Source organism: Streptomyces barringtoniae (assembly GCF_020819595.1).
Taxonomy (GTDB): Bacteria; Actinomycetota; Actinomycetes; order Streptomycetales; family Streptomycetaceae; genus Streptomyces; species Streptomyces barringtoniae.
Window position 1 is genome coordinate 1 of sequence record NZ_JAJHNP010000042.1, and the last position, 20649, is coordinate 20649.

14 protein-coding genes are annotated in these 20649 nt (G+C 72.2%); 7 read left to right on the forward strand and 7 right to left on the reverse strand.

From position 1 onward, the window contains the following. On the forward strand, positions 1-4372 hold a 4372-nt coding region (locus LMU33_RS40005; RefSeq protein ID WP_228626911.1), incomplete at its 5' end, for an SDR family NAD(P)-dependent oxidoreductase. 101 nt (positions 4373-4473) lie between these two features. On the opposite strand, the gene LMU33_RS40010 is transcribed toward LMU33_RS40005, so the two are convergent. The 3 genes from LMU33_RS40010 to LMU33_RS40020 all read right to left on the reverse strand — a co-directional run bounded on the left by LMU33_RS40010 (position 4474) and on the right by LMU33_RS40020 (position 7398). After that, positions 4474-5415, reverse strand: a complete 942-nt coding sequence (locus LMU33_RS40010; protein ID WP_228626913.1) for an ACP S-malonyltransferase — start codon at positions 5413-5415, stop codon at positions 4474-4476. A 70-nt stretch (positions 5416-5485) separates the two neighbouring features. After that, positions 5486-6382, reverse strand: coding sequence for an ABC transporter permease (locus LMU33_RS40015; protein WP_228626915.1), 897 nt, complete (start codon positions 6380-6382; stop codon positions 5486-5488). Beyond that, a complete protein-coding gene (locus LMU33_RS40020) occupies positions 6379-7398 on the reverse strand; it encodes an ABC transporter ATP-binding protein (protein WP_228626917.1) in 1020 nt (339 codons plus the stop codon). Before LMU33_RS40020 ends, LMU33_RS40015 begins: the two co-directional genes overlap by 4 nt. A 249-nt stretch (positions 7399-7647) precedes the next feature. On the opposite strand from LMU33_RS40020, the gene rfbD reads away from it, so the two are divergent. From rfbD to LMU33_RS40050, 6 genes are read left to right on the forward strand one after another with little or no spacing between them, the layout of a single operon-like run. After that, a complete protein-coding gene (rfbD, locus tag LMU33_RS40025; RefSeq protein WP_228626918.1) occupies positions 7648-8640 on the forward strand; it encodes a dTDP-4-dehydrorhamnose reductase in 993 nt (330 codons plus the stop codon). 2 nt (positions 8641-8642) lie between these two features. Continuing rightward, entirely contained in the window at positions 8643-9266 is a 624-nt protein-coding gene (locus tag LMU33_RS40030) for a dTDP-4-dehydrorhamnose 3,5-epimerase family protein (RefSeq protein ID WP_228626920.1), read from the forward strand. After that, positions 9267-10334, forward strand: a complete 1068-nt coding sequence (locus LMU33_RS40035) for a glucose-1-phosphate thymidylyltransferase (RefSeq protein ID WP_228626922.1) — start codon at positions 9267-9269, stop codon at positions 10332-10334. Continuing rightward, positions 10331-11317 carry a dTDP-glucose 4,6-dehydratase gene (gene rfbB / locus LMU33_RS40040; protein ID WP_228626924.1) on the forward strand — a complete coding sequence of 329 codons (987 nt, stop codon included), beginning with the start codon at positions 10331-10333 and terminating at the stop codon, positions 11315-11317. The genes LMU33_RS40035 and rfbB overlap by 4 nt, the downstream gene beginning before the upstream one ends. Then, positions 11314-12027: a thioesterase II family protein gene (locus tag LMU33_RS40045; protein ID WP_228626926.1), complete on the forward strand. Its 714-nt coding sequence runs from the start codon at positions 11314-11316 to the stop codon at positions 12025-12027. The genes rfbB and LMU33_RS40045 overlap by 4 nt, the downstream gene beginning before the upstream one ends. 15 nt (positions 12028-12042) lie before the next feature. Next, complete coding sequence (locus LMU33_RS40050) at positions 12043-13446, forward strand: class I adenylate-forming enzyme family protein (protein ID WP_228626928.1); 1404 nt, start codon at positions 12043-12045, stop codon at positions 13444-13446. A 248-nt stretch (positions 13447-13694) separates the two neighbouring features. On the opposite strand, the gene LMU33_RS40055 is transcribed toward LMU33_RS40050, so the two are convergent. The 4 genes from LMU33_RS40055 to LMU33_RS40070 all read right to left on the reverse strand — a co-directional run bounded on the left by LMU33_RS40055 (position 13695) and on the right by LMU33_RS40070 (position 19902). Then, the gene (locus LMU33_RS40055) at positions 13695-15353 is read right to left on the reverse strand and encodes a flavin monoamine oxidase family protein (RefSeq protein WP_228626931.1); all 1659 of its coding nucleotides are present in this window, start codon (positions 15351-15353) and stop codon (positions 13695-13697) included. 142 nt (positions 15354-15495) lie between these two features. Further along, the gene (locus LMU33_RS40060) at positions 15496-16179 is read right to left on the reverse strand and encodes a 4'-phosphopantetheinyl transferase family protein (protein WP_228626933.1); all 684 of its coding nucleotides are present in this window, start codon (positions 16177-16179) and stop codon (positions 15496-15498) included. Next, positions 16176-17108, reverse strand: a complete 933-nt coding sequence (locus tag LMU33_RS40065; RefSeq protein WP_228626935.1) for a metallophosphoesterase family protein — start codon at positions 17106-17108, stop codon at positions 16176-16178. Before LMU33_RS40065 ends, LMU33_RS40060 begins: the two co-directional genes overlap by 4 nt. Further along, entirely contained in the window at positions 17089-19902 is a 2814-nt protein-coding gene (locus LMU33_RS40070) for a helix-turn-helix transcriptional regulator (protein ID WP_228626937.1), read from the reverse strand. Before LMU33_RS40070 ends, LMU33_RS40065 begins: the two co-directional genes overlap by 20 nt. Positions 19903-20649: the final 747 nt, after the last annotated feature.

Genomic DNA, 20649 nt, shown 5'->3' on the forward strand with positions numbered 1-20649 from the left:
GCTGGAGTCGTGGGGCATCAGGCCGGACTTCGTCTCCGGTCACTCCATCGGTGAGATCGCGGCGGCGCATTGTGCGGGTGTGCTGTCGCTGGAGGACGCGTGCACGCTGGTCGCTGCCCGTGGCCGTTTGATGCAGGAGCTGCCGTCCGGTGGTGCGATGGTGGCGGTGCAGGCGACCGAGGACGAGGTCGCGCCGTACCTGACCGACGTCGTGAGCATCGCGGCGGTCAACGGCCTCACCTCCGTGGTGGTCGCCGGTGACGAGGACGCCGTACTGGAGATCGCGGCCCGCTTCGAGGAGCAGGGCCGCAAGTCGAAGCGTCTGACGGTCAGCCACGCCTTCCACTCGCCGCACATGGACGGGATGCTGGAGGCGTTCCGCGAGGTCGCCGAGGGCCTGACCTACGAGGCTCCGCGTATCCCGGTCGTCTCCAACCTCACCGGCACCCTGGCGACGGCCGAGGACATCACCAGCCCCGGCTTCTGGGTCCGTCACGTCCGTGAGGCGGTCCGTTTCCACGACGGCATCCGCACGCTGGAGGCCCAGAACGTCAGCACGTTCGTCGAGCTGGGCCCGGACGGTGTGCTCTCGGCGATGGGCCAGGACTGCGTCACCGGCGAGGAGCATGCGTTCGTTCCGGTGCTCCGCGCGGGCCGTCCGGAGCCGGAAGCCCTGACCACGGCCCTCGCGCACGCCCACACCCGGGGCATCGCGGTCGACTGGCAGGCCTACTACGCCGACACCGGTGCCCGACGCGTCGACCTGCCCACCTACGCCTTCCAGCACCAGCGCTACTGGATCGACGTACCGGCGACCGTCGGCGACGTGACCTCCGCCGGACTCGGCTCGGCGGACCATCCGCTGCTGGGCGCGGCTGTGGAACTGCCCGACCAGGGCGGTTACGTGTTCACCGGCCGGCTCTCCCTGGACAGTCACCGCTGGCTGGCCGACCATGCGGTGGCCGGCACCGTGATCCTGCCGGGTACGGCGTTCGTGGAGCTGGCGATCCGTGCCGGGGACCAGGTCGGCTGCGACCGGCTGGAGGAGCTGACCCTCGAGGCGCCGCTGGTGCTGCCCCGGCGGGGCGGTGTGGTGCTGCGCATGTCGGTGGGCGAGCCGGACGATTCCGGTCGCCGTGAGGTGACCTTGTACTCGCGTCCCGAGGACGCCGAGGACGGGACCTGGCTGCGGCACGCCGGCGGCGTCCTCGCCACCGAGGACGCCGATGACGCGGCTGCGCACGCAAGCGAGGCGCAGGCCGACCCCGGCTTCGCCGTCTGGCCGCCCGCCGACGCCACGCCGCTGGACGTGTCCGGACTCTACGAGCGGTTCGCCGAGGGCGGGTTCGGGTACGGCCCGGCCTTCCAGGGGCTGCAGGCCGCCTGGCGACGCGGGGACGACATCTTCGCCGAGCTGGCGCTGCCGCGGGACCAGCACGACGAGGCCGCGCGGTTCGCGCTCCATCCCGCCCTGCTCGACTCGGCACTGCACGGTTTGGCGCTGGGCGAGTTCACCGGTTCCACCGGCGCCGCACCGGGTGCGCTCCGCCTGCCCTTCTCGTGGAGCGGGGTCGGGCTGCAGGCGGCCGGTGCCACGGCGCTCCGGGTGCGGATCAGCCCCGCCGGTGACGGCTCGGTCGCCCTGCGAGCGGTCGACGAGACGGGTGGCGCCGTCGCCTCCGTGGACGCCTTGACGCTGCGGCCGGTCGACCCGGCCCGGCTGGGAACGGCCAGGGGCGGGTTCCACGACTCCCTCTTCCAGGTGGAATGGGCGCGGGTTCCGGCATCCGCCGGCACACGGGTTCCGGCCGGGCAGTGGGCCGTCGTCGGCGCCGACCACCTCAAGCTGGGTGCCGCGCTGGAGGCGGCGGGGGTGTCCGTCGACGCGTACGCCGACCTCGCGGCGCTCGCGGGGGTCGTGGCGGCGGGCAAGCCCCTGCCCGACCTGGTCCTGGTACCCCGGGCTCCGCAGGCCGCCGACGACCTCGCCGACGGTGTGCGGCAGGCGGCCCACGAGACCCTGGAGCTGGTGCAGTCCTGGCTCGCCGAGGAGGTGTTCGACGGTGCGCGGCTCGCGTTCGTCACCCGTGGCGCCGTCGCCGCGTCGGCGGGCGACACGGTCGGTGACCTGACCCAGGCGTCGCTGTGGGGCCTGCTGCGTTCGGCTCAGACGGAGAACCCGGACCGCTTCCTGCTGCTGGACGTCGACGAGCACGACCTCTCCTACCGGACCCTGCCCGGCGCGGTGGCCGGCGGCGAGAACCAACTGGCCGTCCGGGAAGGAGCCCTGTACGCCCCCCGGCTGGCCAGGGTCCCGGTGACCGAGGCCGAGGGTGACGCCACGGCCGTCCTCGACCCGGACGGAACCGTGCTCGTCACCGGCGGAACGGGGGCGCTCGGCGGCCTCGTCGCCCGGCATCTGGTGGCGGAGCGGGGCGTCCGGCACTTGCTGCTCACCAGCCGGCGCGGGATGCGCGCCGACGGCGCGGCCGAGCTGGTCGCGGAGCTCACCGGGCGCGGAGCGAGTGTGCGCGTCGCCGCCTGCGACGTGGCCGACCGGGACGCGCTGCGGGCCCTGCTCGCCGAGGTGCCCCAGGACCATCCGCTGACCGCCGTCGTCCACACCGCGGGCGTGCTGGACGACGGGCTCGTACCGTCGCTCACGCCGGACCGGATCGACACCGTGTTCCGGCCGAAGACCGACGCGGCCCTGAATCTCCACGAGGCGACCCGGGACCTCGGCCTGTCGGCGTTCGTCCTGTTCTCCTCGGCCGCCGGTACCTTCGGCACGCCGGGTCAGGCCAACTACGCGGCCGCCAACGCCTTCCTGGACGCGCTCGCCGAGCACCGCCGGGCCGAGGGCCTGCCGGCGGTGTCGGTCGCCTGGGGGCTGTGGGAGCAGCGCAGTGCCATGACCGGGGAGCTGGCGGAGGCGGACCTGCGGCGGATGGCCAGGTCCGGCCTGCTGCCGCTGTCCTCCGCGCAGGGCCTGGCCCTGTTCGACACCGCCTGCCGGGTCGGCGCCGACTCCGCACACGCCATGCTGGTGGCGGTGCGCCTCGACACCGAGCCCCTGCGGTCCCAGGCGGCGGCCGGCGTACTGCCCGCGCTGCTGCGCGGCTTGGTGCGGGCGGTGCCCCGCCGTACCGCGCGGACCGCCCAGGCCGCGGTGGCGGGCGCGGCGGACCTCGTCCGGCGGCTGGCCGCGCTGACGGCGGGGGAGCAGGAGCGGACGCTGCTCGATGTGGTGCGCGCTCAGGCGGCAGCCGTGCTGGGATTCGCCGATCCCGGGGAAGTGGGTGAGACACGCGAGTTCCTGGAACTGGGCGTCGACTCGCTGACCGCCGTGGAACTGCGCAATCACCTGGTCGCGGCGACAGGACTGCGGCTGGCGCCCACCCTGCTGTTCGACCACCCCACCCCGCAACTCGTCGCCCGGCATCTGCGCGCCGAACTGGCCGCCCGGACGTCCGGCGCCGGGGCGCCCGGTGAGGAGGCATCCCGCGAAGGCGGGCCCGCTGGTGCGGACCCGGCGCCGGACGGTGGGGCGAGCGGCGGAATGTTCGGGCAGATGCTGCGGCGCGCCGCCGAACTCGACGCGTCCGGCGAGTTCATGGGCCTGCTGATGGAGGCCTCGCGGTTCCGGCCGTCGTTCGCCTCCGCCGCCGAACTGCGGACCCCGCCGCGGCTGGTGCGGCTCGCCACCGGTGACCGGCAGCCGGCGCTGGTGTGCTTCTCCTCCATCCTGTCGATCTCCGGGCCGCATCAGTACGCCCGGTTCGCCGCCGCCTTCCGGGGCCGGCGTGACGTGTGGGCGCTGGCCGCGCCCGGCTTCCTCACCGGGGAGCAGGTACCGGCCGGTCCGGAGGCGGTGATCGAGGCGCAGGCCGAGGCGGTGTTGCGGCAGGCCGACGGCAGGCCGTTCGTGCTGCTCGGCCACTCCTCCGGCGGCATGCTCGCGCACGCGGTCGCCGAGCGGCTGGAGAGCGCCGGGACCGCACCGCGTGCGGTGGTGCTGATCGACATCTACTCGCACGACGACGACGCCATCGTCGGCATCCAGCCGGGGCTGTCCTCGGGCATGAACGAGCGGCAGGAGAGCTACGTGCCGGTCGACGACACCCGGCTGCTGGCCATGGGCGCCTACTTCCGGTTGTTCGGCGGCTGGAAACCGCGGCCCATCGGCGCCCCCACGCTGCTCGTCCGGGCCGGGGAGCGGCTCTTCGACTGGACCAGGGACGGGGACTGGCGGTCGTACTGGGAGCTGGAGCACACCGCCGTGGACGCACCGGGCAACCACTTCACGATGATGGAGCAGCACGCCGACGCCACGGCAGGAGCGGTGGACGACTGGGTCTCGCGGCTGCGGTAGCGGCGCGCCCCCCCGCACGGCCGAGGGCCGGCCCCGCCGAGAGGCGGGGCCGGCCCTTGGGTTTTCGGTGCCGGAGTGCTCCGGACGTCGGGTTCGTCAGATCACGAGGACCTGCGGGGGCGCGAGCGCTTCGGCAGGCCCACGGCCTCGACCTCGAAGTTGTCCTTGGTGCAGTCCAGGCGGTGGAAGAGGTTGTCCGGACCGGTCACGCACACCTTGGACACACCCGCGTCCTTCAACGCGGCCACGACGGCCGGCCAGTTGACGGGACGGTCGAAGGTGTCCAGCATCATGGTGCGCAGCTCGTCCGCCGAGTTGATCACCGTGCCGTCCTGGTCGGTCACCACGGGCAGCTTCGGATCGGCGAACGCGTAGCGGGAGAAGACCTCCTCCTCGGCCCGGCGGCGCAGGGCGGCGAAGGCCGGGGCGTGCACCGGCGGGCGCATGCTGTACATCGAGTAGCCGCCCGCCTTGCTGATCCGCTCCTTCAACTCCTCCAGCTCGTTCTCCCGCAGCGAGAGCATCGTGAAGCCGCGGTCGAGGTGGCCGGAGAACTCGTACCACACGCCGCGCTCGTCGAAGTCGGCCAGGATCTCGGCGAGGCGCTCCTCCGGGGTGCGGACGAAGGAGTGGGTGACCACGTCGGTGTACTCCCGGCCGAAGAAGTCCTCCTCGAGCCGGGCGAGTTCCGCCGTGAGCCGGACCACCTCCGCGAACGGCAGCGAGCCGACGTAGGCCGCCGCCGCCTTCTGCCCGAAGCTCGGGCCCACGCAGATGTCCGGCACGACACCGAGGGTCTCCTCGGCGCGGTCGGCCAGAGCCATGGAGTTGACCAGAAAGGCCACCTGGCTGAATTCGGAATAGTCCTCCGTCTGTTCCCTGAAGTTGTCGAAGACCGAGGTGCCGAGAGCCTGGTCGGCCTCGGCGAGACGGGCCCGCGCGAAGGGGTCCAGGAGCAGGAACTTCCCCACTTCCGCGAACCGGGAAGGTCCCATTCCGGGAAACACGATCGCGGTGCGGGACGCCGTGGATGTCGTCGTCATGGTCGGGTGAACGCCCTTTGCTGCTAGGGGGTGGTGCTGAATTCCGTCGGTTCCCGCCGGGTGCACGGGCCTAGTCCTGTGCGCGGCGGTGGAAACCGCGGATTCCGATGAATCCGTAGACCAGGCATCCCGCGGCGATGGCGCCTATGCAGATGGGCAGCGGAATCGAGTGCGGTCCGCCGGCCGGCAGCAGCAGGCCGCGCATCGCCTCGCTGACGTAGGTCAGCGGGTTGAGGGTGCACAGGATCTGGAACCAGCGGATGTGGGACAGGCTCGCCCAGGGGAACTGGGTGGCGCCGGTGAACATGATCGGCGTGAGCGTCATGGCGAAGACGATGCTGATGTGCCGCGCCGGGGCCAGCGTGCCCAGCGTCAGACCCACCGTGCCGCCGACGAGACCGCCCAGCGTCAAGATGCCCAGGGTGGCCGGCAGGGTGTGCAGCGGCCAGGAGACGTGGTCGAGGAGGAGCAGGCCGATCGGAATCATCACCAGCGAGCCGATCAGCCCGCGGATGGCACCGAACAGCACCTTCTCGATCGCGACCAGCACCACGGGGATCGGCGCCAGCAGCCGGTCCTCGATCTCCTTGGTGTAGGAGAAGTCGATGGCCAGCGGCAGGGCGGTGTTCTGCAGGCTCACCAGGAAGCTGTTGAGCGCGACGACGCCCGGCAGCAGCACCTGTTCGAAGCCCGGAGTGGTGTAGCCGAGGTTGCCGAGCACCTTGCCGAAGACGAAGAGGATGAAGAACGGCTCCACGAGGACCTGGCCGAGGAACGGCGCGATCTCGCGGCCGGTGACGAAGATGTCCCGCCACAGGATGAACCAGAAGGTCCGCCAGCGGGTGGCCCGGCGCCGGTGCCGGCCACCGCGGGGGGTCGGCTGTGGCTGGGGCTCGGCGGCGGCCGCGGTGTCGTCCGCCTCGGGGGCGGTGTCGTCGGTGGGCGCGGACGTGGCGGCGGTGGTCATCGCAGCTCCCTGCCGGTCAGCTCGACGAAGACGTCTTCGAGGGTGGAGTTGCCGACGCTCATGTCCTTGACCTCGCAGCCGGCTTCGGCGAGGGCGCGGATCACGGTCGGGAGGATCGTCGAGGAAGCGGCGTCGCTGTAGACCTTCAGCCGTACGTCCTTCGGACGGAAGTCGAGGTCGAGGTCGAGTTCGTCGTCCCCGTCCTGGTGCAGGACCTCGACGCCCGCCACGGACTCGATCCGCTTCAGGCGCGCCAGGACCTCCTCGGCCCCGGTCGGCGGCGGTGCCACCGTGACGGAGACCGAGGTGTTGCTGAGCGTCTTCATCAGGGCCTGCGGGGTGTCGAGGGCGAGGAGCTTGCCGTGGTCGACGATGCCCACCCGGTCGCACAGCTTCTCGGCCTCGTCCATGTTGTGGGTGGTGATGACCACGGTGACGCCCCGGCCGCTGAGTTCGGCCACCCGGTCGTGCACGAACAACTGCGACTGGGGGTCCAGGCCGGTGGCGGGCTCGTCGAGGAAGAGCACCCGTGGCCGGTGCATCAGCGCCCGGGCGATCATCACGCGCTGGGCCTGGCCGCCGGACACCTCGTCGGCGCGCGCCTGGCCGTGGTCGGTCAGCCCGACGAACTCCAGGCTCTCGTCCGCCAGCCGGTTGCGTTCGGAGCGGGGGAGCCCGTGGTATCCGGCGTGGAAGACGAGGTTCTGCCGGATGGTCAGTGAGCGGTCCAGGTTGTTGCGTTGCGGTACGACGGCGAACGACTGGCGGGCCAGCGCGGGCTTGGCCACCACGTCGACGCCCATCACGAAGGCGCGCCCCGCGGTGGGGGCCACCCGGGTGGTGAGAATGCCGATCGTGGTGGTCTTCCCCGCTCCGTTCGGACCGAGGAAGCCGAAGACTTCCCCGTGGTTCACGCTGAAGCTGAGGTCTTCGACGGCGAATTGTTCTCGGTCGGGATATTTTTTGACCAGTCCGTCGACGAGGACGGCGGAATCCGCGGCACGTGTTGTATTCATGAAACCTGTGAATCAAGCTGGACGCGACACCGCCGCACCGGCGTTCTGCCGCGAGGGTCGCGTGCGGCCTGGCTGCGCGATGTGTGCGCCGACGGAAAGGAACGTGACAAAGGTGCCCGCCATGTGTAGCACGGTTTCTTTTCCCGTGGCCCGCACGGGCCCCAAGTCAGGGGTGAGCGTGCGGGGTTAGGGGTGCGTAGGGGGAAAAGGCGGGTATGGGAATACCCGAATAACCCGTAGCATCGCCGTGTGATCGCCTCGAAGGATTCTTCGCACATATCAGCGCGGTCGCCGGCCGGATTCGGGTGGCTGCTGGTGGGCGCGGGCGGCACGCTGGGACGCGCGGTGCGGGCGCTGCTGGAGACGACGGGCGCCGAGACGGTGGCGCTGGGACACGGTGACCTGGACATCACGGACCGGCGCGCCGTCGTGGAAGCCGTCGCCGCACATCGTCCGCACACGGTCGTCAACTGCGCCGCGTGGACGGACGTCGACGCCGCGGAGCGCGACGAGGGCGCCGCCGCCCGCGTCAATGCCATGGGCCCGCGCAACCTCGCCAGGGCCTGCGCCGACTCCGCTGCCCGGCTGCTGCACGTCTCCACCGACTACGTGTTCGGCGGCGACGTCGAGCACCGGGGCACGCCGTACGCGGAGGACGCGCCCCCGAAGCCCCTTACCGCCTACGGGCGTACCAAGCTGGCGGGTGAGCGCGCCGTGCTGGCGGAGCTCCCGCAGGCCACCGTCGTGCGCACCTCCTGGCTGTACGGACCGGCCGCCGACGGGGGCGCCCCGGCCGGAGGCCTCCCGCTCACCGGCTTCGTGGGCACCATGACCCGGTTCGCGGCCGAGCCGGACCGGACCGTGAACGTGGTCGACGACCAGCACGGTCAGCCCAGTTGGGCGCCCGACGTCGCCGAAGCCCTGGTCGCCCTCGGCTCGCTGCCCCGGGACCGTACGTGCGGTGTATTCCACGCCACCGGCGCCGGGCGGACCACCTGGCACGAACTGGCGCAGGAGGTCTTCCGGCTGCTGGGCGCCGACCCGCTGCGGGTACGGCCGATCGGCAGCGACCAACTGGTGCGCGCCGCACGGCGGCCGGCCTGGAGCGTGCTCGGCCACGACCGGTGGGCCGAGGCCGGCCTGCCCGCCCCGCGCCCCTGGCGGGCGGCGCTCCACGAGGCGATCACACAGAGCGGAACACCGGCACAGCACGCCGGTGCCGTGGCGACGGAGGTCGGCTGACCATGGAACCCCTGTCCATCGAAGGTGCCTGGCGGTACCGCCCGCGCCGGTTCGGCGACCCGCGCGGCACCTTCCTCGAGTGGTTCCGCGGCGACCTGTTCCGCGAGGCCACCGGCCGCGACCTCGACCCGGCACAGGCCAACTGCTCGGTCTCCCGTCGCGGCGTGCTGCGCGGGGTGCACTACGCCGATGTTCCGCCCGGCCAGGCCAAATACGTCACCTGCGTACGCGGCGCGGTGCGCGACGTGGTGGTGGACCTGCGTACCGGCTCACCGACCTTCGGCCGGTGGGAGGCCGTCGAACTGGACGACCGCGACCGCGACGCCGTGTTCCTCTCCGAGGGCCTCGGCCACGCGTTCCAGGCGCTCACCGACGACGCCACCGTGGTCTACCTGTGCTCCACCGGTTACCAGCCGAGCCGCGAGCACGGCGTCCACCCGCTCGACGAGGACCTCGGGATCCAGTGGCCGCACGTCCCGGCGGTGCTCTCCGAGAAGGACGCCGCCGCACCCGGGCTCGCCCAGCTGGAGGCGGCCGGCCTGCTGCCCTCGTACGAGGAGTGCCGACGCCACCTGCGCTCCCTCCCGCCGCGCCCCGCGGCGCCCGCAACCGTCCTGGAGGCCTGAGTGAAGGCGCTCGTCCTGGCTGGGGGGTCCGGCACCCGCCTGCGGCCCCTGACCCACACCTCGGCGAAACAACTCGTCCCGGTCGCCAACAAACCGATCCTCTTCTACGTGCTGGAGGGCATCGCGGAGGCCGGCATCACGGACGTCGGCATCATCGTCGGCGACACCGCGCAGGAGATCCGCGGCGCGGTCGGCGACGGCACGACCTTCGGCATCCGCGCCACCTACATCCCGCAGGACCGCCCGCTGGGCCTGGCGCACGCCGTGCGCACCGCCCGCGACTGGCTCGGCGACGACGACTTCGTGATGTACCTGGGGGACAACTTCCTGGTCGGCGGTATCCGCGCGCAACTGGCCGACTTCCGGCAGGAGGGACCGGACGCGCAGATCATGCTCACCCGGGTCGGTGACCCGTCGGCCTTCGGCGTGGCCGAACTGGACGACGCCGGCCGCGTCATCCGGCTCGAGGAGAAGCCGCGGTTCCCCAAGAGCGACCTGGCTCTGGTCGGGGTGTACTTCTTCACCCCCGCCATCCACGACGCGGTCGCCGCGATCCGGCCCTCCGCGCGCGGCGAACTGGAGATCACCGACGCCATCCAGTGGCTCATCGACCACGGCACCGACGTCCGCTCCTCGGTGGTCACCGGCTACTGGAAGGACACCGGCAACGCGGCCGACATGCTGGAGGTCAACCGTTCGGTCCTGGACCGGCTGGACCCGCGTTGCGACGGCACGGTCGACGAGGCCAGCGAGCTCGTCGGCAGGGTGGTCGTGGAAGCCGGCGCCACAGTGACGCGGTCCCGGATCGTGGGACCGGCGGTCATCGGACGGGGCAGCCGCGTCGAGGACTCCTACATCGGCCCGTTCACCTCGGTCGCCGACCACTGCACCATCGCGGACAGCGAGATCGAGTACTCCATCGTCCTGACCGGCGCCGGCATCGACGGCGTACGCCGCATCGAGGCGTCCATGATCGGACGGCACGTCCAGGTCACCCCCGCGCCGCGCGTCCCCCAAGCCCACCGCCTGATCCTCGGCGACCACAGCAAAGTGCAGATCCGTTCATGAGACTTCTGATCACCGGCGCCGCCGGCTTCATCGGCTCCCACCTGGTCCGTACGATCCTCGGGGCCGGCAGACCGCTCGGTGACGACGTGCATGTCACCGCCCTCGACAAACTCACCTACGCGGGCCGCCGGGAGAACCTCGCACCGGTGGCGGACGAACCCGGTTTCGCGTTCGTCCACGGTGACATCACCGACGCGGAGCTGGTGAACCGGGTGATGCCGGACCACGACGCCGTCGTCCACCTGGCCGCCGAGTCGCACGTCGACCGCTCCATCGTGGCGGCCGGGAACTTCGTGACCACCAACGTGCTGGGCACCTCGGTGCTGCTGGAGGCCGCACTGCGGCACGGCGTCGGACCGTTCGTGCACGTGTCGACCGACGAGGTCTACGGCTCGGTGCCCACCGGCGCCTCCCGCGAGGACGATCCCCTGCGGCCCAGCTCCCCCTACGCCGCGTCCAAGGCGTCCAGCGACCTGCTGGCCCTCGCCCACCACCGTACCCACGGCCTCGACGTGCGGGTGACCCGCTGCTCCAACAACTACGGCCCCTACCAGTACCCGGAGAAGGTGATCCCGCTCTTCGTCTCCCGCCTGCTCGGCGGCGGCACGGTCCCGCTGTACGGCGACGGCGAGAACGTGCGCGACTGGCTGCACGTCGACGACCACTGCCGTGCCCTCCTCGCGGTGCTCACCCGAGGCACCCCCGGTGCGGTCTACAACATCGGCGGCGGCATGCAACTGACCAATCGTCAGCTCACCGAGATCCTGCTGAAGGCGTGCGGCGCGGACTGGGACCGCGTGGAGCCGGTCGCCGACCGCAAGGGACACGACCGCCGCTACTGCGTCGACTGGTCGAGGATCCGTGACGACCTCGGCTACCGGCCGATGGTCGACTTCGCCCTCGGGATCATCGAGACGGTCGAGTGGTACCGCAACAACCACAAGGTGTGGACCCCGCTCAGGCAGGGGCTGCCGACTCCATGACCCACGACAAGACCCCCGACGACATCGGGCTCATCAGGATTCTGCAACCGGAGACCCCGAGCAGTTTCCGACTCATCTGCTTTCCGGGCCACACGCATTCCACCGGGCGCTACCTCGGACTGGCGGAACTGCTGCTGCCCACCGTCGAGGTGCTGCTGATCCAGTACCCCGGCGACTCGGGCGACCTGGGCGACCACAGGCCCGAACCCGTCTGCGACTCCGAGGAACTGGCCTCCAGGATATTCGAGACACTCGCCGGCTTCACGGGCTCCCGGCTCGCGTTCTTCGGGCACCGCGCGGGTGCCCGGCTCGCCTACCGGGTGGCCGAACGGCTGGAGCGGGAGACCGCCGCACTGCTGCAGACCCTGTTCGTCTCCGGCAGCAACGCGCCGTGCGTGCACGCACCGCTCGGCCCCCCGACGCTCCGCTGCCGCATCGTGGCACTGGCCGCCGGCCGCGACCCCGGTCTCACCCCGGCGGGGGTCCGCGCCTGGCGGCGCTGCACCAGCGGCCGCTTCGACCTGGAGACGCTCTCCGGGGCGCGCGGCTGCCTGGATTCGCACAAACGCGAGGTCGTCAACATCGTGCACGACCAACTCATGTCCCTCTCGCCCTTCGACCCGCCGGAACCGCCGGGACCCGGGGGAGAGCTGCGGCTGCTCGACCCGACCCACCACCCGCGCAACGCAAGGACCATGGACGCCGAGTAGGACAGGGAGCCTACGATGACAGCGAAAATATTCGGTGCCGACTCGGTGCAGACCCTCGACGCCTTCGAGCAGGACGCGCTGCGCGTCGCCAGCGTGATCCGGGACCGCGGCGTCGGCCCCGGAGACCGGGTCATGCTGAAGGCGGGGAACTCCACCGCCTACCTGTCGGTGCTGTTCGCCCTGATGCACGTCGGCGCCTCCATCGTGCTGGTCGACCAGCAGGAGCGCGCCGAGGAAACCCGCCGCATCGCCCTGCGGACCGGTGCGAAGGTCGTCTTCGTGGACGACGACGCGCCCGTCGACCGCGAGGCCGACCCGGTGCATCTCTACGAGCTGCTGGTGCCCTCCGCCGGCCTCACCGGCACGGAGCACAGCCTCGACTTCGACACCTGGGGCCGGCTGCCCGACGGACTCATCATGTGGACGTCCGGCTCCACCGGCTCCCCCAAGGGTGTCGTCAAGAACGGCGCGAAGTTCCTGCGCAACCTGGAACGCAACGCCGCACAGGTGGGTCACCGCCCCGACGACGTACTGCTGCCGCTGCTGCCCTTCGCGCACCAGTACGGACTGTCGATGGTCCTGATCGCCTGGCTGACCCGCTGCTCACTGGTGATCGCCCCCTACCGGCGCCTCGACCACGCGCTGCGGATGGCCGGGCAGACCGGTACCACCGTCATCGACGCCACACCGTCGAGCTACCGCAGCATGCTCAACCTGGTCACCCGCAAGCCGGCACTGCGCACCCACCTGGAGTCGGTGCGGATGTTCTGCGTCGGCGCCGCCCCGCTGGACGCTCCGCTGGTGGCGCGCTACCAGGCCGAGTTCGGCCTGCCGCTGCTGGACAGCTACGGAAGCACCGAACTCGGCAATATCGCCTTCGCCACCCTGGACAACCCGATTGCCTGCGGCCGGGCCATGGACGGCATCGAGGTGCGGATCGTCGACGAGGCGGGGCTCCCGCGGGCCGCGGGCGAGCCGGGGGAGATCGAGGTCGACACCCCCGACGGCCTGGAGGGCCATCTGGACGAGGACGGAACCGTGGCCCGCGTGCCGTCCGGCTGGCAGGCGACCGGCGACCTCGGCTACCTCGACGAGCACCGCAACCTGTTCGTCCTGGGCCGCAAGCTCGCCGTGCACCGCAACGGCTACACCCTCTATCCCGAGGTGATCGAACGGAAGGCGGAAGCCGCCGACTGCCCGGTGCGGATCGTTCCGCTGCCGGACGAACGGCGCGGTACCCAGCTGGTGTTCTTCGTGGAGGACGAGCAGGGGCGGGACGCCGCACACTGGCGCGAGGTGCTGGCAGGCCTGCTGCCCGCCTTCGAGCAGCCCAACCGCGTCCTGGTCCTCGACAGCTTCCCGCTCAACCGCAACGGCAAGCCCGACAAGCACCGCCTGGCCGAGCTCGCTCAGCAGTAGGGCACCGTCCGTCCCGGCCGGCGGTGCGCCGGCAGCGGATGAGAGCGCCGGCGAGGCCGGCGAGTGCGAGGACGTCTTCGCCGCCGGAGAGCGCGAGGGCGTCCTCGCCCCGTCGGCGTCCCGCAGTGCCGTGAGACGCGGATGCGCCGCCGGCCGTGTGGCCGGCGGCGTCGGCGGGTTCCCGGCGCGCTCGTCGATCGCGGCACGGCCGGCCGGGCTGATCGGCACCGGCCGGCCGCACCATCGCCTCAGGCGTACGGCAGTTCCACGGGAGCGAGCGCCTCGAAGAGGTCACCCGGCCCCGGGTTGGCGGGGTGTGCGGCACCGCCCAGGTGGTGCAGGACTCCCCACACGGCGTTGAGCGCCGTGGTCACCGCACCCTCGGCGAAGCCGGCCGTCCACGAGACGTCGTCCCCGCACAGGAAGAACCCGCGCTGCGCGGGGGTCATGCCCTCCTGCACGAACTGGGTGAACAGCCGCCGCTGGTAGCGGTACTGGCCCGGCAGGTTGGACTTGAACGCCCCCATGAAGTGGGGTTCGGTCTCCCAGGTGACGGTGATCGGCTCGCTGATGATGTGCGAACGGATGTCGGTGTCCGGGTAGATCTCCGACAGCCGCGCCAGCAGCGCCCGCAGCCGCTCCTCGGCGGAGAGGGTGGCGACCTTCAGCGAGTCGTCGTTCCAGGTGTACGACAGGCACATCACGGCCGGCCGGTCGGGCCCCTCCTCGAACAGGTAGACACCGCGCGGCAGCCGGTCGGTGAGCGTCATGCTCATCACGTGCTGCCCGGTCACCGGGTCGACGTCCCGCCAGAACGGGCGGTCCACCAGCACGAACAGCTTCGACGCCCCCATGTAGTGGGTGCGCTCGACCGCCGTCCAGTGCGCGGCAGGCAGCAGCGCCGGGTCGCAGTCGACGCGGTGCAGCAGCGTCCACACGTGCGGGGTGTACACGACCGCCGGGTACTCGCGCTCCTCCTGGCCGGCGTCCCGTACCGCTATGCCGCCCGCGGTGCGCCTCAGCCCGACCGCTCCCGGGCGCGGCGCCCCGCCGTGCAGGGCCGCCAGGGACGTTCCCGCCGGCCAGTGCACCGGATCGGCGGGGACGTGCTGCCACAGGCCCAGCGGCACCTGCTGGGCGCCACCGTCGATCAGCACCTGGTTGTCGTCCGCCTCGGTGAACACCACGCGGAGGATCTCCAGGAAGGAGTTGGGGAAGTCCGTGTCCCAGCCGCCCGTGCCGAACCCGACCTGGCCGAACGTCTCCCGGTACCGGAACGACCGGAAGGCCGGGGTCGTGGCGAGGAAGCCGTAGAAGGACTGGTCGTCGAATTCGGTGACCAGCCGGTTCCACACGGCTTTCAGGGTCTCGGTGTCCCGCCGCTGGATGGCGTCCCGCACGGTGGACAACTCGGCGCGCTCCTGCAGCGCCTTGGCCCAGGACTCGGCCACCTCCTGGTAGAGCCCGGGCAGTTCGTCCGCGGACCGCACCAGGTGCCGGCTGCCGCCCAGATCGACGACGGTGCTGGGGGTGCACGCGGCCAGCGGGTTGGGGAAGGGACGGGTGGCGAGACCGAGCATGCCGACGTAGTGGAACAGCGACCGGGCCGACAGCGGGAAGCGCATGGCCCCCATCTCGGCCACGTACCGCGGATCCTCCGGGAAGGGCACCGAACGCATCCTGCCGCCCAGTTGCCCGGTCTCGTACACCACGGGCCGCAGCCCGAGCCGCATCAGCTCGTACGCCGCCGTCATCCCGGCCATGCCACCTCCGACGACGGCGACTTCGGTGCCCCGCAGTGCTTCGGGGAGCACACCCAGCCCGGCCGGATGGCTCAGCCAGTGGTCGTAGGAGAAGGGGAAGTCCGGCACCAGCATGGTGGTCGGGGAGGGGCCGGCAGTCGACATGGTGGAAAAACCTCTCGGCCGTGTCGGCAACGGGGCCGCGGAATCGCAGATCGCCCCGGCGCTCTCACGCTAGGGAGGGCCGTTCCGGGCGGACAACCCCTACCGACCCCGGGCCGCCCTCTCCGGGGCCGGCGCGGCGACCTCAGGACGCGGCCGCCAGCACGATCGCCGTGACCAGCAGCCCGCGCCGGGCCGCCCAGCGTCCCGAGAAGGCCCCCACATGTTGCCCCGCGGCGTTGCGTGCCGGGCGCAGGATCCGCGCGTGGAAGGCACCGTGAGCGCCCTGTTCCGGCCCCGCCCCCGCGGTCCCGGAGAAGGTGATCTCCGCGTCGTCGAAGTCCAGTTCGCTGCGCATCATCGGGAACCACGCCTTGTACACGCACTCCTTGGCGCTGAACAGCAGCCGGTCCCGGTGCACAGGGACCGGCGACGCAGTCCGCGCCCAGGCCAGTTCCCGGGGCAGCGCGATGGACTCCAGCACCCCTTGCCGCAGCGGCCCGTCGGGCTCCGCGTCGATGCCGACGGCGGTCACGTCCGACGCCCGGGCCAGCGCGGCGGCACGGTAGCCGTCGCAGTGCGTCATGCTGCCCACCACCCCGGCGGGCCACTGCGGAGTGTTGCGCACCCCGGGCAGCACCGGCGCCGGGGGCAGCCCCAGACCGGCCAGCGCCTGCCGGGCGCACGCCCGTACGGTGGCGAACTCCCGGCGCCTGCGTTCGACCGCGTGCCCCAGCACCCGGCGCTCCTCGGGGAACAGCGCCTCCTCTTCCCGGTCCTCGAACGCCTCGGCGCACACGACCGTCCCCGGCATCAGCTCGCCGATCACACGCTCTCCCGCTGCCGGACGCCGTCCGCGCCGCTTCCGGCGGGGGCGGGAGGATGCGGCAGGATCCGCCGCAGCAGCCCCCGCGGATGCCCCCGGCGCCGCCACTCACGCGGATAGCCGACCGAGACCTCCTCGTGCCGCACCCCGTCGTGCCAGGTCGTCCGGGGGATGTGCAGATGGCCGTAGACCACCGCCGCGGTGCGGAACCTGCGGTGCCAGTCCGCCGTCCGCACGGTGCCGCACCACTGGGCGAACTCCGGGTACCACAGCACCTCGGTGGGCTCGCGCAGCAGCGGGTAGTGATTGACCAGCACCAGCGGCACGGACGGATCGTGCGCCGCGAGCCGCCGTTCGGTGGCCTCGACCCGGGCGGCGCACCACGCCTCCCGGGTGGGGTAGGGGTCCGGATGCAGCAGGTACTCGTCGCTGCACACCACCCCCGTGGCGTGCGCCCGGGCCAGCGACTCCGCCTTGGTGGCGGCGCCCGGCGCCCGGAAGGAGTAGTCGTAGAGCACGAACAGCGGGGCCACCGCGACCGGCCCGTCCTCCCCTTCCCACACCGGGTACGGGTCCTCCGGGGTGACCACGCCGAGGCCCCGGCACATCTCCACCAGGTACCGGTACCGCCGCTCGCCGCGCAGCTGGACGGGGTCCTCGCGCGGTGTCCACAGCTCGTGGTTGCCGGGCGCCCACACCACCTTCGCGAACCGCTGCGACAGCAGCCGCAGCGCCCACTCGATGTCCGTGGTCAGCTCGCCCACGTCTCCGGCGACCAGGAGCCAGTCGCCGTCCGAGCCCGGCCGCAGCGACTCGGTGATGGGCCGGTTGTCCGCCATGCCGATGTGCAGATCGCTCACGGCGAGCAACTGCCCGCCGGATCCCGCCGGGCCGGCGGGCTGCGCCGGTATGTCATGCGCTGTGTGCGACATCGCTGTCCAAACTGACCGGGAGGTCCTGTCGGTGACTGATGTTCATCTTGCGGTAGACCCGGGTGAGGTGCTGTTCGACCGTGCTGACCGTGATGAACAGCTTCGCGGCGATCTCCCGGTTGGTGTGGCCGTAGACGGCCAGCGCCGCGACCCGCCGCTCGGCGTCGGTCAGGGAGGCCAGCGCCGCGGCGTCCGGCCGCACCGCGTCCGCGCCGTCCCGCCCGGTCTCCGGCGCGGCGCCGCGACCCGGCTCCGGCTGCAGGGAGCGGCTCAGCTCCTCGGCGCCGCACGAGTCGGCCGACTCCCTTGCCTTGCGGGCCAGTTGCCTGCCCTGCGCGGTATTGCCGACCCGCCGGTGCGCCTGCCCCAGATCGGCGAGGGCGCGAGCGGTCTCGTAGCGGTCCCCGGACTCCCGCAGCGCGGTCAGAGCCCGGCCGAGCAGCCCGATGCGCTCCCAGGGCGGCCGGGTGGCGGCCAGGATCCGCAGCGCCGGGCCGCGGGCGGCCGGCTGTCCGGGCCGGTCCAGCTGCTCCTTGGCCAGGGCGGCGGCCTTGGTGCGGTCGCCCAGGGCCAGCCAGGTCTCGGCCGCGCCCAGCCGCCAGGGCGCGAGGGAGGCGGTGTCCATCCGCCAGGCGGTCATCCGCTCGCCACAGGCCAGGAAGTCGGCGAGGGCGGCGTCGTGGCGGCCGGTGGCCAGCTGGTGGCGGCCGCGCGCGTACAGGTAGTGCACCCCGTACCGGGTGGCGAACATGGTCGACGCCATCGGCGTCTCGAGCAGCTCGGCCGCGCGGTTGTGGTGGCCCATCGCGGTCCTGGCCTCCACCAGTGTGCCCAGCGGCATGCCGACGGCCACCCCCCATGCGTGGGCCGGCAGCTGCTCCAGCGCGCACTCGACCAGCTCGGCCGCCTCGCTCAACCGGCCCTGGCGCAAGGAGATCTGACCGCGCATCGCGTTGAGCGCCGTCTGCCAGCCCGGGAAGGCCCGGCCCTCCGCCCCGGCCAGGAACCGCTCGCACCATCGCGTGGCCTGCTCCAGCCGGTCGGCGTACACCAGCGCCAGCAGTGCCACCCGCACCTGGTCGAATCCCTGCTCCGTCGGCTGGTTCGCCTCGAGGAGCCGGTCCGCCTCGGCGGTCGCGGACTCGTCCCACTCCTGGTAGAGCGCGGCGTGCAGCAGGCGGAACGACCGCAGTGAGTCGCTGCCGGCCGTGTCCGCCGGCGAACGCCGTGCGCCGTCCAGCCGTTGCAACAACTCCCGGATCGCCCCGAGGGCGTCGGGATAAGTGGTGGCCAGCATCATCTGGACGGTCCGCACCTGGGTGTCCAGGACCGGGTCGGGCCTGCCCGACATCGCCTCGTCGACCTGGCGGATCAGTGCCGCGGCGTCGTCCGTGCGCCCGTTCCACAGCAGCCCCACCGCGAGGCGCAGCGTCTGGGCGGGCGCCAGCAGGCCGGCCCGGGCCGGCTCGGTCAGCGACTGCATCCAGGGGCCGGACGCCGAGGGCTTGAGCCGCCAGATGAGCTGGGCCAGGTCCGCCTGGATCGTGAGCCGCTCCTGCTCGTCGGTGCTGCAGCGTTCGGCTGCCTGCAGGCACTGCGTGGCGAGGGCGGTGTCGTCCTCGTCGAGCGCCTGCCGCGTCGCCTCCCGCAGGACCGCGACCGCCCACGCCTCGTGGGGCACGGCCGACTCGTGCGCGATCAGCTGGCGGGCCGTCTCCACCGCCGGGGCCCCGTTCTCGTGGAGCCACCGCGCGGCGTCCGTGCGGAACCGGCCGGCCTGCTCCGCGGGCACGTCCTGCAGCACGGCACGTCGGGCGGCCTCGTGCCGGAAGCCGGTGCCGTCCAGGACGCCCGCCCGGGTGAGGGAGACCAGGCATCCGCGGACCGCCGGCTCCTCGAGCGAGGTCAACGCGCACAACAGCCGCACCCGTTCGGCGCCGCCCAGCACGGCGACGGCCCGGGCGACCCGCACTCCCGCCGCACCATGACGGTGTACACAGGCCAGCGTCGCCTGCCGGAACATCTCACCGGTCTCGGGGGCCGCCCCGTCCCGGGCCGCGGAGGTGCCCGAGGTGCGGGGGCGGCCCGAGGCGTCGTCCAGCAGCGCGTGCACCAGCAGGGGACTGCCGCCGGTCGCGGCATGCCATGCGGGCGCGAACCGGGCGGCGTGCGCCGTGCCGTACGTCCCGGCCAGCAGGCCCTCGACGCCCGTCACCGTCAGCGGGCCGAGCCGGACGTCGCATACCTGGGCCCGGTGCGGGAGTTCCGCGAGCGCGGCGGGCATCGCGGCCTCCGGGGAGCCCAGCGCGACCAGCAGCGAGAACGTTTCGGCAGGCAGCAGCTCCCAGGTGTGCGTCAGGCAGGCCAGCGACTCCGGGTCCGCGAACTGCACGTCGTCGATGACGATGAGCACCGGCCCGGCCGACGCCGCCCGGGCCAGCCGCTGCCGGAACGCCGGGTGGAGGGCGTGGTGGCGGGCCGCCTCGGTCCGAGCTGCCACCGGCTGCGGTGGCGAACCCTGCGCGGCGGCCGCCGGGTGGCCCGACGGCGCCGGCGGAAGCCCATGGATCAGCTGCTCCACGACCGCGTAGGGAAAGGCCTGTTCATCAGGGGCCCCGACCGCGCTCAGCAGACGCGCACCGCGGGACGTGACGTGTTCCGCCACACGGTGCAGCAAGGCGGTCTTCCCCGATCCGACGGCGCCGGCGACGACGCCGACCCGGCCCCGGCCGTGCGCCTCACCAGCGAGGAACCGGGTGAGTCTCGCGGTCTCCGTATCCCGTTCCTGCAACATCGTCAATTCCTTCCCGTTAATTGCGCGCAAAGAATTGAGGTAGCTCCCGAGAGATGTCGCCGGGCACTGGTCCGCTACCGATCAGTAGAAGGGCTCGTTGGCATCGAAGGGTGGTGTGCGGTGGGTCCGAATGATCGTCAGTAAGAATGCTTGCACCTCATGTGTCTTCACCCGGGCGAAGCGGATGACCGCGGCTGCCCGGCACTTCCCCGTGAGCCTCGAAGTCGACGTCAATGTCCGGAAAGCACTGGTCAGTTGCTTTTACGGTGGGCCGGTTACGTCGGTTCCGAACCTCTGCGCGAGGCCCGCGCTGGTGACTCTAGCAACGACTGGGCCCTATGAAGAAAATCCGCCTGACGGCGACGGCGTGTTATGTAAGAGGATATTCACAAACTGTGACGTCCTGTGTTCCCGCGGCGGCCCGGGCGCCGGTCGCCTCTCCTTCGGGCGGCGCGGCGACGATTAGGGGTTGCCGGCGAAGGTTAGGGGGAGTTGCAGGTGGAACCGTCGGCGGGTACGGGATTCAATCATCGAGCGCGAGCCCGCCGGGGCCGCGGACCATGATGTCGCCCGGACTGCTGCCGGGCCCGGGGTGGAGCTGGTCCAATGACGACGACAGAGGCGACGCAGCCGACGGCGGCCCCGACGACCGCCGACGGCGATGCCCGCGGACGGGTCGCCGAGCTGCACGCGATTCGTGCCCGGGCGGTGGCGGGTCCCAGCGAGAAGGCGACCGAGGCGCAGCAT

Coding starts and splice junctions, on each gene's coding strand:
- LMU33_RS40010 (WP_228626913.1), bottom strand. CDS start 5,415: ATGACGACGACATCCACGGCGTCCCGCACCGCGATCGTGTTTCCCGGA.
- LMU33_RS40015 (WP_228626915.1), bottom strand. CDS start 6,382: ATGACCACCGCCGCCACGTCCGCGCCCACCGACGACACCGCCCCCGAG.
- LMU33_RS40020 (WP_228626917.1), bottom strand. CDS start 7,398: ATGAATACAACACGTGCCGCGGATTCCGCCGTCCTCGTCGACGGACTG.
- LMU33_RS40030 (WP_228626920.1), top strand. CDS start 8,643: ATGGAACCCCTGTCCATCGAAGGTGCCTGGCGGTACCGCCCGCGCCGG.
- rfbB (WP_228626924.1), top strand. CDS start 10,331: ATGAGACTTCTGATCACCGGCGCCGCCGGCTTCATCGGCTCCCACCTG.
- LMU33_RS40045 (WP_228626926.1), top strand. CDS start 11,314: ATGACCCACGACAAGACCCCCGACGACATCGGGCTCATCAGGATTCTG.
- LMU33_RS40050 (WP_228626928.1), top strand. CDS start 12,043: ATGACAGCGAAAATATTCGGTGCCGACTCGGTGCAGACCCTCGACGCC.
- LMU33_RS40055 (WP_228626931.1), bottom strand. CDS start 15,353: ATGTCGACTGCCGGCCCCTCCCCGACCACCATGCTGGTGCCGGACTTC.
- LMU33_RS40065 (WP_228626935.1), bottom strand. CDS start 17,108: ATGTCGCACACAGCGCATGACATACCGGCGCAGCCCGCCGGCCCGGCG.
- LMU33_RS40070 (WP_228626937.1), bottom strand. CDS start 19,902: ATGTTGCAGGAACGGGATACGGAGACCGCGAGACTCACCCGGTTCCTC.